Annotated in this window: 9 protein-coding genes; 6 read left to right on the plus strand and 3 right to left on the minus strand. The window is 71.0% G+C overall.

Annotated elements, in window-relative coordinates; all coding sequences use genetic code 11:
• Nucleotides 1-56 precede the first annotated feature (56 nt).
• Together MJ604_RS13250 and MJ604_RS13255 are read left to right on the plus strand one after the other, a co-directional pair.
• Nucleotides 57-1697 (plus strand): DNA repair helicase XPB, encoded by a 1641-nt coding sequence (locus MJ604_RS13250; protein WP_243058930.1) that lies wholly within the window; start codon nucleotides 57-59, stop codon nucleotides 1695-1697.
• Nucleotides 1698-1877: 180 nt separating this feature from the next.
• On the plus strand, nucleotides 1878-3047 hold the full coding sequence (locus MJ604_RS13255; RefSeq protein WP_243058931.1) for an RtcB family protein: 1170 nt from the start codon (nucleotides 1878-1880) through the stop codon (nucleotides 3045-3047).
• Here the strand turns inward: MJ604_RS13255 and MJ604_RS13260 are convergent.
• Nucleotides 3034-3615 (minus strand): TetR/AcrR family transcriptional regulator, encoded by a 582-nt coding sequence (locus tag MJ604_RS13260; RefSeq protein ID WP_243058932.1) that lies wholly within the window; start codon nucleotides 3613-3615, stop codon nucleotides 3034-3036. The genes MJ604_RS13255 and MJ604_RS13260 overlap by 14 nt on opposite strands.
• 99 nt (nucleotides 3616-3714) lie before the next feature.
• On the opposite strand from MJ604_RS13260, the gene MJ604_RS13265 reads away from it, so the two are divergent.
• Both MJ604_RS13265 and MJ604_RS13270 read left to right on the plus strand, forming a co-directional pair.
• Nucleotides 3715-5067: an FAD-binding oxidoreductase gene (locus MJ604_RS13265; RefSeq protein ID WP_243058933.1), complete on the plus strand. Its 1353-nt coding sequence runs from the start codon at nucleotides 3715-3717 to the stop codon at nucleotides 5065-5067.
• Between the two features lie 177 nt (nucleotides 5068-5244).
• Complete coding sequence (locus tag MJ604_RS13270) at nucleotides 5245-6597, plus strand: TrpB-like pyridoxal phosphate-dependent enzyme (protein ID WP_243058934.1); 1353 nt, start codon at nucleotides 5245-5247, stop codon at nucleotides 6595-6597.
• A 9-nt stretch (nucleotides 6598-6606) separates the two neighbouring features.
• Here MJ604_RS13270 and MJ604_RS13275 read toward each other — a convergent pair whose 3' ends face one another.
• Nucleotides 6607-9330 carry a hypothetical protein gene (locus MJ604_RS13275; RefSeq protein WP_243058935.1) on the minus strand — a complete coding sequence of 908 codons (2724 nt, stop codon included), beginning with the start codon at nucleotides 9328-9330 and terminating at the stop codon, nucleotides 6607-6609.
• A gap of 78 nt (nucleotides 9331-9408) precedes the next feature.
• On the opposite strand from MJ604_RS13275, the gene serA reads away from it, so the two are divergent.
• Both serA and MJ604_RS13285 read left to right on the plus strand, forming a co-directional pair.
• Complete coding sequence (gene serA / locus MJ604_RS13280; protein WP_243058936.1) at nucleotides 9409-10608, plus strand: phosphoglycerate dehydrogenase; 1200 nt, start codon at nucleotides 9409-9411, stop codon at nucleotides 10606-10608.
• Nucleotides 10609-10664: 56 nt separating this feature from the next.
• On the plus strand, nucleotides 10665-11957 hold the full coding sequence (locus MJ604_RS13285; RefSeq protein WP_243058937.1) for a carboxypeptidase-like regulatory domain-containing protein: 1293 nt from the start codon (nucleotides 10665-10667) through the stop codon (nucleotides 11955-11957).
• Here MJ604_RS13285 and MJ604_RS13290 read toward each other — a convergent pair.
• Complete coding sequence (locus MJ604_RS13290) at nucleotides 11947-12321, minus strand: nuclear transport factor 2 family protein (protein WP_243058938.1); 375 nt, start codon at nucleotides 12319-12321, stop codon at nucleotides 11947-11949. The two genes, MJ604_RS13285 and MJ604_RS13290, sit on opposite strands and share 11 nt — an antisense overlap.
• Nucleotides 12322-12339 lie beyond the last annotated feature (18 nt).

The following is a 12339-nucleotide window of genomic DNA, read 5'->3' on the forward strand; positions in this document are numbered from 1 at the left end:
GTTCTTCTCCTCCCCCGTTTCGCGCGTCCGTCGAACAACGCCGCAGGGACCCCGCAATGAATGACGGCCCCCTGATCGTCCAGTCCGACAAGACGCTCCTGCTCGAGATCGACCACGAGCGCGCCGTGGAGTGCCGCAAGGCCATCGCGCCGTTCGCCGAGCTCGAGCGTTCACCCGAGCACGTGCACACCTACCGGCTGACGCCGCTCGGGCTCTGGAACGCGCGCGCCGCCGGCCACGACGCCGAGCAGGTCGTCGACACGCTGCTGGAGTTCAGCCGGTACGCCGTACCGCACGCGCTGCTCGTCGACGTCGCCGAGACGATGGCGCGCTACGGGCGGCTGCGCCTCGACAAGCACCCGATCCACGGGCTGGTGCTGGCCTCGAACGACCGGCCGGTGCTCGAGGAGGTCCTGCGCGCGAAGAAGGTGCAGGGCATGCTCGGCGAGCGGATCGACGACGACTCCGTCGCCGTGCACCCCTCCGAGCGCGGCAACCTCAAGCAGGCGCTGCTCAAGCTGGGCTGGCCGGCCGAGGACTTCGCCGGGTACGTCGACGGCGAGGCGCACCCGATCTTCCTGTCCGAGGAGGAGTGGCACCTGCGGGCCTACCAGCGCGAGGCGGCCGACTCGTTCTGGCACGGCGGCTCCGGTGTCGTGGTGCTGCCGTGCGGCGCCGGCAAGACGATCGTCGGCGCGGCCGCGATGGCCGAGGCCAAGGCGACCACGCTGATCCTGGTGACCAACACCGTCTCCGCCCGGCAGTGGAAGGACGAGCTGCTGCGGCGCACGACCCTGACCGCCGACGAGATCGGTGAGTACAGCGGGTCGGTCAAGGAGGTCCGGCCGGTCACGATCGCGACGTACCAGGTGATGACGACGAAGCGGAAGGGCGCCTACTCGCACCTCGAGCTGCTCGACGCGCGCGACTGGGGCCTGATCGTGTACGACGAGGTGCACCTGCTGCCCGCGCCGATCTTCCGGATGACCGCGAACCTCCAGGCCCGCCGCCGGCTCGGCCTGACCGCGACGCTGGTGCGCGAGGACGGGCGTGAGGGCGACGTGTTCTCGCTGATCGGGCCGAAGCGGTACGACGCTCCGTGGAAGGACATCGAGGCGCAGGGCTGGATCGCGCCCGCCGACTGCGTCGAGGTGCGGGTGACGCTCCCGTCGTCGGAGCGGCTGGCGTACGCGACCGCCGAGCCCGAGGAGCGCTACCGGCTGGCGTCGTGCACGCACCACAAGATCTCGGTCGTCGAGGCACTCGTCGCCTCCCACCCCGGGCAGCCGACGCTGGTGATCGGGCAGTACCTCGACCAGCTCGACGAGCTCGCCGCTGCGCTGGACGCGCCGGTGATCAAGGGCGAGACGCCGGTCAACGAGCGGCAGCGGCTGTTCGAGGCGTTCCGCTCCGGCGAGATCGGGCTGCTGGTGGTGTCGAAGGTCGCGAACTTCTCCATCGACCTGCCGTCCGCCGAGGTCGCAATCCAGGTGTCCGGCTCCTACGGCTCCCGGCAGGAGGAGGCGCAGCGCCTCGGTCGCCTGCTGCGCCCCAAGACCGAGGGCAGGACCGCGCACTTCTACACGATCGTCTCCCGCGACACCGTCGACGCCGAGTTCGCCCAGAACCGCCAGCGGTTCCTCGCCGAGCAGGGCTACGCGTACCGGATCGTCGACGCGGAGGACGTGGGGGCGTAGGGCGGTGTCGGGATCCCCGGTCGACCGGGGATTCCTACGGTTGACGGCCGTTGCAACGGCCGTCAACCGCGAGAACCGGCCGACAAGCACGCCAGAATCCTGATGTGCAAGGTGTTTCGAGGTACCTAGCCTGACGCGGCCACTCTCCGACCGGGAGTGGGAAGCAGACAGGAAAGGACCATGGAGAAGATCAGCGCGAAGCTCATCAACTGGGCTTCGATCCTCGAGCAGGGCACGCGTGTCCAGGCGGTGACGACGGCGACGATGCCGTTCATCCACCCGCACGTCGCGCTGATGCCCGACGCCCACCTGGGACTGGGGGCGACCGTCGGATCGGTCATCCCCACCCTCGGCGCGATCATGCCCGCGGCGGTCGGTGTCGACATCGGCTGCGGCATGATCGCCGTCCGCACCCAGTACACCCGTGACCAGCTGCCGGCCGACCGCCGGCCGCTGCGCGAGGCCATCGAGCGGGCGATCCCGCTGTCGGCCGGCGCGCAGAACCGCAAGGTCAGCCGGGAGCACACGAGCGAGCGGCTGGAACAGCTCACCGGCGAGGCGGAGCGGACCGGGTTCGATCCGGCGACGTACGCCAAGCGTTGGGAGCTCCAGCTCGGCACGCTCGGGTCGGGCAACCACTTCATCGAGGTGACCGTCGACGAGCTCGACCGGGTCTGGCTGTTCCTGCACTCCGGGTCCCGCGGCGTGGGCAACAAGATCGCGCAGAAGCACATCCGGGTCGCGCGCGACCTGTGCGAGAAGCGGTGGATCGAGCTGCCCGACCGCGACCTGGCCTACCTGACCGAGGACACCGACGAGTTCTGGGAGTACATCGGCCAGATGCGCTGGGCGCAGTCCTACGCGCTGCTCAACCGTGAGGAGATGATGGACCGTGTCGTGCGCCAGTTCTCGGAGTGGGTGCAGGGTGACGTGGAGCGGCAGGACGAGATCAACTGTCACCACAACTACACCGAGCAGGAGACCCACTTCGGCAAGCAGGTGTGGCTTTCCCGCAAGGGCGCGATCAACGCCGAGCTCGGACGACCTGGGCTGATCCCCGGCTCCATGGGTACGGCGTCGTACGTCGTGGCGGGGAAGGGCAACCCGGTCTCGCTGAACTCGGCGCCGCACGGCGCCGGCCGGGAGTACTCCCGGTCGCGGGCCCGCCGGACCTTCACGCGCGAGCAGCTGCGTGAGGCCATGGCCGGCATCGAGTACCGCGACACCGACGCGTTCATCGACGAGATCCCGGCGGCGTACAAGAACATCGACCGGGTGATGGCCGACGCCGCCGACCTCGTCGAGGTCCGGCACACGCTGCGCCAGATCGTGAACGTCAAGGGCGACTGAGCGCGTCCGCGACGATCCGCGCCATCAGGTCAGCGGCATCGTCGGTGGAGAGACCGCTCCTGCGCAGCGACTGCCAGGTCCCGAAGCCGATCGCGAGGTCGACGGTCGCCTCGACCTCGCGATCGGTGGATCCCGCGAGCAGCGCCGACCGGATGCCTCCCAGCGGAACGCCCCACCGTGCCTGGCTGATCTCGCGGACCATCGGCACGGACTCGGCATCACGCAGCACCTGGGCGACCATCTGCTGGTTCTCGTCCCAGTACGCGTAGAGGGCACGCAGGCCGGCGCGGACTCGCGCGAGCGGGTCCTCGGTGTCGGCCCATCCGTCGGGCACCGGCACCGGGTGGAGGTCCGCGTAGTGGGCCGAGCAGGCGTCGAGCAGCTCGCGCTCGTCCGGGAAGTGGCGGTAGAGGGTGTTGCGCTGCACGCCGGCCTTCTCCGCGACCGCGCTCAAGGACGTCCGAGCGGGGCCGAGCGTGCCGTGCAGCTCGATCGCGGCCTCCACGATCCGCTGACGGGTCTCCTCCTGCTGCTCGGCGCGACGACGCTGCTCGTACTTCCTGGCCACGGTGAAATTATTGCACACCTCTGTTCAACCAATTGACAGCAGGCGGGTCACGTCCTAACTTCGTTGAACATCACTGTTCAACGAATGAAGGAGAGGCACATGACCATCAACCTGCACACCGACCTGGACCCCCGCACGCTGATCCGCCCGGGCGGTCCCCGCTTCGACGACCTGCGCGGCACCTTCAACGTGCTCGACGACCAGCGCCCGGAGGCGATCGCCGTCCCGACCGACGCAGCCGAGGTGGCGGACGTGGTCCGGTGGGCCCACCGACGCGGGCTGCGGGTGACCGCGCAGTCCACGGGTCACAACGCGAGTCCGCTCGGCCCGCTGCGCGGCACCGTGTTGCTCAACACCTCACGGCTCACCGACGTCCGGATCGACGCGGCGGCCCGGACCGTGAGAGCCGGCGCCGGCACGCGCTGGAGAGACGTCTCGCCGCAGCTCGCCGACCTCGGGCTGGCGGCCCTGCACGGCTCCTCGCCCGAGGTCGGCATCGCCGGCTACACCCTCGGCGGAGGCATCGGCTGGCTCTCCCGCAAGCACGGCCTGCAGACGAACGCCGTCACCGCGATCGACGTCGTCACCGCCGGCGGGGAGCTCGTCCGAGCCGACCGTGACCACGAGCCCGACCTGTTCTGGGCCCTGCGCGGCGGCGGTGGCAGCTTCGGTGTCGTCACCGGCTTCGAGTTCGGGGTGCAGCAGCTCGCCGAGGTGTACGCCGGCGGCCTGTTCTTCCCCGCCGAGCGGATCGCCGCGGTGCTGCACACCTGGTCGGCGCTGCTGCCGGACTTCCCCGAGGAGATGACCACGTGGTCGTCGACGATCCACTTCCCGCCGTTCCCGGAGGTCCCGGAGCCGGTGCGCGGGAAGTCGTTCGTCATCGTGCTGGTCGCCCACCTCGGCACCGAGGCGGAGGGCCGGGCGCTGCTCGAGCCGCTGCGCCGCCTCGGACCGGCGATGGACACCGTCGCCATGCAACCGCCCTCGGCGCTGCACCGGCAGGCGATGGACCCCGAGAGCCCGCTGCCCTTCCACGCGACCACCGCACTCCTCGACGAGCTCACCCCCGACGCGATCGAGGAGATGGCGCGGATCGCCGGTCCCGGCTCACCGCTGGGGCTGCTGGAGCTCCGGCACCTCGGCGGCGCCCTGCACCGCGCGACGCCCGGTGCCGGCGCCCGCGCGACGCTGCCGGGCTCGATCGGCATGCTCAGCCTGGGCGTCGTCCCGGTCCCGGAGGCCGTCCCGACGGTCCGCGAGGCGCTCGACGGCGTCGCGGCGGCGGTCGCGGAGCAGAAGGTCGGTGACTACCCGAACTTCGTCATGCAGACGACCGACGCCAGCGCCTTCTTCGACCACCAGACCTGGGCTCGCCTGCGCCGGGTCAAGACGGCGTACGACGGACAGGACCTGATCCGCGGCAACCACCACGTCCCGCCGCTGCGGTGACCGGGCGGCCCCGGCCGCTGCGGGTGGACGCCGCGGGTGTCGGAATCACCGGCCGACCGGTGATTCCGGCAGTGGGCCCCGAGCGGAGGGGGTTCCGAGGCTCGCTGCGCTCGCACCTCAACCACCGTGCGGACCGGCACTTCCCGGGCCCACCTCGGATCGCTAGCGTGACCGAGCATGAGCGACCAGGTGATGTTCACCCTCGACGAGTCCGAGCAGGTCACGCACTGGTACAACGTCGTGGCCGACCTGCCCACGCCGCCGCCCCCGCCGCTGCACCCGGGGACCCGCGAGCCGGTGGGGCCGGACGACCTCGCGCCGCTGTTCCCGATCGAGCTGATCATGCAGGAGGTCACCGGGGAGCGGTACGTCGAGATCCCGGAGCCGGTGCGCGACGTCTACCGGCAGTACCGGCCGAGCCCGCTGATCCGCGCGCGGCGCTGGGAGCAGAAGCTCGGGACCAGCGCCCGGATCTACTACAAGTACGAGGGCGTCTCGCCGGCCGGCTCGCACAAGACCAACACGTCGGTGCCGCAGGCCTACTACAACTCGCTGCACGGCGTCACCCGGCTGACGACCGAGACCGGCGCCGGCCAGTGGGGTACGGCGCTGTCGTACGCGTGCGCGCTGTTCGGGATCGACTGCGAGGTCTGGCAGGTCGGGGCGTCGTTCGACACCAAGCCACAGCGGCGCACGCTGATGGAGGTGTTCGGGGGCCGGGTGCACCGCTCCCCCAGCCGGCTGACCGAGGCCGGGAAGTCGTTCCCCGAGGACCACCCCGGCTCGCTCGGCATCGCGATCTCCGAGGCCGTCGAGGTGGCGGCGCAGGACGAGAACACCAAGTACGCACTGGGCTCCGTGCTCAACCACGTGCTCCTGCACCAGACCGTGATCGGCGAGGAGGCGCTGCGCCAGCTGGCCAAGGCCGGCGAGTCCGGCGCCGACGTCGTCGTCGGCTGCGCCGGCGGCGGGTCGAACTTCGCCGGTCTCGCGTTCCCGTTCCTGCGCGAGAAGCTGGCCGGCACGCAGGACCCGCGGATCCTCGCCGTCGAGCCGAGCTCGTGCCCGAGCCTCACCCGCGGCGAGTACCGCTACGACTTCGGCGACACCGTCGGCATGACGCCGCTGCTGAAGATGTACACGCTCGGCCACGACTTCGTGCCGTCCACGATCCACGCCGGCGGGCTGCGCTACCACGGCATGGCGCCGCTGGTCTCGCACGTGTACGACGAGGGCCTGATCGAGGCCACCGCGCTGCACCAGAGCGAGTGCTTCGAGGCGGCGCTGGAGTTCGCGCGGACCCAGGGCGTCGTCCCGGCGCCGGAGTCCTCCCACGCCCTCGCGCAGGTACGCCGGGAGGCGCTGGCCGCGGCCGAGTCCGGGGCCGAGCCGGTGATCGTCGTCGGCCTGTCGGGCCACGGGCTCCTGGAGCTCGGTGCCTACGACACGTTCCTCGGCGGCCGGCTCGAGGACGACCCGTTGTCGGACGAGGCGCTGGCCGCTGCCCTCGCCGGCGTCCCCCAGGTCTAGTCGCTGCCGCTAGCGCGACGGCTTCACGTACACCGTCCGCGTGTAGACCTTCCCGAGCTCGCGGAACTTCAGCGTCAGCGACTCGCGGCCCTCGGCCCTGTCGTCGCGACGGATCGGCACCTTGATGATCATCGAGCGGCCGCCCGCGCGGATCTGCTCGTAGACCATCGCGCGGTAGGACCAGAGCGTCTTGTCGGGGTTGGCGTCCGGGCCGAGGTACCGCTCCACCCACTGCTCGCCGACGTCGCCGACGGTGAGGTCGGCGCCCGGGCCGTTGACGATCTTCCCGACGACGAACAGGTCGTAGTCGATGCCGCGGGCGAGCTGGACCTTCCACTCGGCGAAGCCGCCCTCCCGGACGGTCTTGTCGACGGCCTCGACGGTCAGCCGCGGCGTCGGGTCGTCGTCCTTCACGGTGAGCGCCCCGGCGTACTGGTCGGTCATCACGTTGCGTGTCGCCCAGATCGCGACCTGGGTCTGTGCCCGCGGGTAGTCGTCACGGTTGTCGGGGCGGTACGACACCGGGATGCTGCCCGAGGTCTGTCCCGGCGCGAGGTCGAGGGTGAACCGCTGCTTCTCGCCGCGGCCCTGACCGGTGGTCATCACCACGACGGTGGCAGGCGCGGTGATCTCGCCGACGATGTCGAACGGCACCTCAGCGGTGACCTGCTCCCCGCCGTTGCTGTCGCCCTCGTCGACCGTGACGCTGTGCAGGTCGAGGGTGGCCAGCCGGCGGTCGGGGACCGGCGCCAGCTGGGCCGGCGCGGCGGCCAGGTCGGCGACCCAGACGCGACCCTGCGGGCTGACGGACACGAGCTCCACCTCGACGACGTGCGCGAGGTCGACACCGGCGGCGCCGGACGGGTCGGCGACGAGCGCCTGCGCCCAGTACTTCGCGGTGTCCGGGCCGGCGGCGAGGGCCGGCAGCACGTCACCGACGGCGTCGAGCACGGCGCTGTCGCCGCTCTGGTCGGTGATCCGCACGTCCAGCTCGACCGGGCCGTTCTCGGGGTCCACGATCGTGCGCAGCTCGAGGCGACCGGCGCTCAGGTCGATCGGGCGGTCGAGCAGCAGCCCGCCGGACTGGCCGGCCGCGGTCCACCGCATCTCGAAGAACGATCGGGTCGGGGCGGCGTCCCAGGCCTCGGTCCAGTGCGGCCAGACCCAGCCGTAGTCGACGCCGCTGGCGCAGGACGCGACCCGCGTCTGCGCGACCGCGCTGCTGCACAGCCGCGTGCTCGCGCCGTCGGGCAGCGACCGGGCCGAGCTGACGCCGGGGGCGCGCACGTCGCGACCGCCGCCGATCGCGTGGCTGATCACCTGGGCGTCACCGGTCGACGCGACCCGCGCACGGGAGCCGTCGAAGAGCGGGAGGACGTCCTGGTCGCCGTCGGCGAACAGGTGCACGGCGCCGGCGATGTAGGCCGTTCCGACCGCCTGCTGCTCCTCCGGGGTCAGCCGGTCGGCGTTGTCGGGGTGGCAGGTGCTGGTCTCCTCGCCGCCCCAGTCGTCCCAGGCCGGCGCCTGCGCGATGTCGGGGGTCCACTCGGTGTTGAAGTAGTTGTGGTTGGCGCCCATCACCAGCACCGAGCTCTTCAGCGAGGTGTCGCCCGCGACCAGGTCGCGCGCGACGTCGGTGAACTTCTGGCCCTGGAGGTCGCTGACGTCGCCGTCGCAGTAGGGCAGCAGCGTGACGGTCGGGACGTACGCCGCGGTCTGCACGCCGAAGTTCGTGGGCGCGATCAGCACCTGGCCGGCGATCCGGTACGGCGCCGACAGCGGGATCTCGAGCGAGGCGCGGTCCACGCCCTCACCGCCGCGGCTGTGGCCGACCAGCACGACGCGGTCCATGTCGACCTCGTGCGCGGCGGCCAGGGTGTTCCAGTGGGCGAGGTGCTCCTCGACGATCTCGGCGCGGGCGTCGGCGCCGCCGTCGGCGAGGCGGTAGTCCTGGGCGTTGATGCCGTTCACGCGCACCGAGACGGTGGCGTAGCCCTGCGAGGCGAGCACCCGCTGGGCGTAGTCGTAGCCGAGCTGGCTCGGGATCTCGAGCTGCGGCGCCTCGCACGGCCAGGCGCCGTCGCCGCCGTTCTCGTCGTTCGGGTCGTAGCAGACGCTGTGCCGCCCGTGCAGGAACAGCACCAGCGGACGCGGGCCGGTCGCGGAGCCCGCGGCCGGCTCGACCACGTGCCCGACCATCTCGATCGGCTCGGGCATCCCCTCGATCTGCACCGGCGGGAGCGTGTAGTCGCTGGTCGACACGTCGTACGGGCCCGGCGTGGCCGGGTCGTCGGGCAGCGTGACGGTGCCGGGCAGGTCGAAGTCGCGCGTCGGGACGGCACCGGTCTTCAGCCGGTCGTCGCCGGCGGCGTCGAGCCGGTCCCCGGAGAGCAGCACGTCGAGGTCGGCCGGGTCGGGCCGGGCGGAGGCGGCGACGGTGGCCTGGACGGTGCGGCCGTCCGCCGCGATCGTCGGCGCCCCGATGGCGAGGCCCGCGGGACCGACGATGGTCGGCCGGTCGGAGGTCAGCGGGAACCGCGTCGGCGAGGTCCACGAGACGACGTACTGCCCCGCGCCCACCTGCCGCACGTCCCAGGCGCCCCGCTCGCCGCCCTTCACCGCCGACGCCGCGGCGCCCGGCGCCGAGACGGCAGGAGTGGTGATGGCGGTGGCCGTGCCGGTCACGAGGAGTGCGGCGACGGCGACCCAGCCGAGCGTACGACGATGTCCCATGCCGAGAATCATGCCGGAGACGACCGCCATCCGGTCCCGGTTCGGCGCACCACGCCGGTCGACCTAGGCTGGTTGACCGTGAAGGTGCTGCTGCTCGAGAACATCCATCCGGTCGCCGTCGAGATCCTCGAGTCCCGCGGGTTCGAGGTCGAGCTGCGCGCGGGCTCGCTCTCCGAGGACGAGCTGGTCGAGGCGCTGTCCGGCGTCCACCTGCTCGGGATCCGCTCCAACACCCACATCACCCCGCGCGTGCTCGACGCGGCGTCCGACCTGTTGGCGATCGGCTGCTTCTGCATCGGCACCAACCAGGTCGACCTGGTCTCGGCCGCCGAGCGCGGCATCGCGGTGTTCAACGCGCCGTACTCCAACACGCGCAGCGTCGTGGAGCTGGTGATCGCCGAGATCATCTCGCTGGCCCGCCGGCTGCCCGAGAAGACCGAGAAGATGCACGCCGGCGTGTGGGACAAGTCCGCCAAGGGCAGCCACGAGGTCCGTGGCCGGACCCTCGGCATCGTCGGCTACGGCAACATCGGCACCCAGCTGTCGAACCTCGCGGAGGCGCTCGGCCTCAGGGTGATCTTCTTCGACACCGCCGACCGGCTCGCGCACGGCAACGCGCAGCGGATGAAGACCCTCGACGAGCTCCTGGAGAAGGCGGACGTCGTCAGCCTCCACGTCGACGGCCGTCCGGGGAACGCCGGCTTCTTCGGTCCCGAGCAGTTCGCGAAGATGAAGCCGCGCAGCATCTTCATCAACGCCGCCCGCGGCATGGTCGTCGACAACGAGTCGCTGCGCGACCACATCCTGTCCGGCCACATCGCCGGTGCCGCGCTCGACGTGTTCCCCGTCGAGCCGAAGGCCCAGGGCGACGAGTTCGAGTCCGTCCTGCGCGGCCTCGACAACGTGATCCTGACCCCCCACGTCGGCGGCTCCACGCAGGAGGCGCAGGAGGAGATCGGCTACTTCGTGGCCGGCAAGCTCGCGGGCTTCTCGCTCGAGGGCCGCACCGAGCTGTCGGTGAACCTGCCGGCCGTGCTCGCGCCGCAGCTCCAGACCGGTCACCGGATCGGCTACCTCCACCACAACGTCCCCGGTGTGCTCGCCACCATCAACGGCGTGCTCGCCGACAGCGGCGACAACATCACCGGGCAGTACCTCTCCACCCGCGGTGAGCAGGGGTACGTCGTCACCGACACCCCCGACCCGCTGCCGGCCGAGGCGCTCGCGAAGCTGGCCGAGTCCGAGCACACGATCTGGCTGCGTACCTGGGAGTCTTGAGGAAAGCCTGATCGAGCCTTAAGGGTTCCCCAAGGCTGCGCACCTACGATCGAGGCATGAGTTCCCCCGCTCGTAGGACCCGCGCAGTGCTGCTGCTCGTCGTCGGCATGCTCGCCTCCATGCTCGCCCTCGGCGCGGGCTCGACGGCGGTCGCCGCGACCGAGAAGGGCATCGTCAACGGCGGCATCACCTGCCCGCAGGTGTCGAAGTGCCCCGGGCTCAGCATGCTGTGGTTCGACGCGAACTGGAACTACATCAACCAGCGCAAGCTCGGCGCGGGTGCCCGTGGCTACTCGCTGACGCTGCCGGTCGGGACCTACCACCTGCAGTTCGTCGACCAGCGGCCGACGTACGACGTGTCGAAGTACGCGCCGACCGACGTGAAGGTCACCGTGCGGGAGAACGACCTGACGGTGAAGAACCTGACGATGAAGCGGGGCGCGGCCATCACCGGGACGGTGAAGGGCGGCGGCAAGGCCCTCGGCGGCGCGACGCTGCGGGCGGCCAGCCAGTCCGGCCAGTCGTTCGCGACGACTGCCAACGACAAGGGCCAGTTCGCGATCGGCGGACTGCCGGAGGGCAAGTACTCCGTCTTCACCTGGGACAAGCGGAAGGTCTGGGTCGGCAAGAGCGTCTGGGCGGGCGCGGTGTCGCCGAGCAAGTTCAAGAACGTCAAGATCAAGCTGTCCAAGAGGGCCGGCCAGATGACGGTCTACCTGTTCACCCCGAGCGGCCTGCTCAGCATCAAGAACACCCTGACCGTCACCAGCAGGGAGACCGGCCAGTGGTGGAGCTCCACCTCGGGCAGCGGCACGTTCTCCTTCAAGGGGCTCTACCCCGGCAGGTACAACGTCCAGTTCAACGGCGCGGGCGTGTGGTTCGCGAAGACCGGCGCCGTGGAGAAGGCCGTCGTGAAGTCGAACGGCTTCACGTCCGGCAGCTTCCACCTGACCAAGCGCGGCGGCTGGATCACCGGTCACCTCGTGGACGGCGACGGGCAGCGCATGGTCGCACTGAAGCCCGGCTACGAGAACGGCCCCGGCGCCACCGTCCGCCTCTTCAACCTGAACGGCGACCAGATCGCGTCCACGACCAGCGACGCCGAGGGCAAGTTCACCCTGAAGGGCCAGCTGGCGACCCAGGAGGGGATGACCATCGTGGTCGACCCGCCGCCGGGTGGGTACCTGCGCGGCGAGGGCTACTGCAAGTTCGAGAGCGCCGAGTTCTCCCCGTACGGCCTCACCACCGGGCAGGAGCGGTACGTCGGCCAGCTCGCGATTCCGCGCACCGAGGGCCAGCAGGACCCGGCGTGCACGACCCGCGACGCGAACACCCGCGCTAGGCGATGACCATGTCGTCCCCGGACCAGAAGGCCCGCATGGACGTGATCCGGCCGTCGTCGTCGAACGCCATGACGTCGATCGGCGTCACCGTGTAGGTCTGGTCACCGGCCTTGGTCACCAGCTCGAAGTGGAAGGCGGCCTGGCCGCCGGCGATCCGGGCGGCGAGCAGCCGGGTCTCGGTGTCGAGGCCCTCCAGCCCGCCGTAGAACGCGCGGATCTGGTCGGCGGTGGTCAGCACGTCGGACCCGACCGGATCCTCGACGGTGGCGCCGTCGGCGTACAGCGCGACGATCTCGTCGGCGGTGCCGGTGGCGACCAGCCGCACGTAGTCGTCGATGACCTCACGGATGCGCTCGTTGCTCGCGGCCACGGCTTCCTCATTTCTGTA

Origin of the sequence: Nocardioides sp. SR21 (genome assembly GCF_022761125.1) — a bacterium.
Lineage (GTDB): Bacteria > Actinomycetota > Actinomycetes > Propionibacteriales > Nocardioidaceae > Nocardioides.

Coding starts and splice junctions, on each gene's coding strand:
- MJ604_RS13275 (WP_243058935.1), bottom strand. CDS start 9,330: ATGGGACATCGTCGTACGCTCGGCTGGGTCGCCGTCGCCGCACTCCTC.
- MJ604_RS13250 (WP_243058930.1), top strand. CDS start 57: ATGAATGACGGCCCCCTGATCGTCCAGTCCGACAAGACGCTCCTGCTC.
- MJ604_RS13265 (WP_243058933.1), top strand. CDS start 3,715: ATGACCATCAACCTGCACACCGACCTGGACCCCCGCACGCTGATCCGC.
- MJ604_RS13285 (WP_243058937.1), top strand. CDS start 10,665: ATGAGTTCCCCCGCTCGTAGGACCCGCGCAGTGCTGCTGCTCGTCGTC.
- MJ604_RS13270 (WP_243058934.1), top strand. CDS start 5,245: ATGAGCGACCAGGTGATGTTCACCCTCGACGAGTCCGAGCAGGTCACG.
- MJ604_RS13255 (WP_243058931.1), top strand. CDS start 1,878: ATGGAGAAGATCAGCGCGAAGCTCATCAACTGGGCTTCGATCCTCGAG.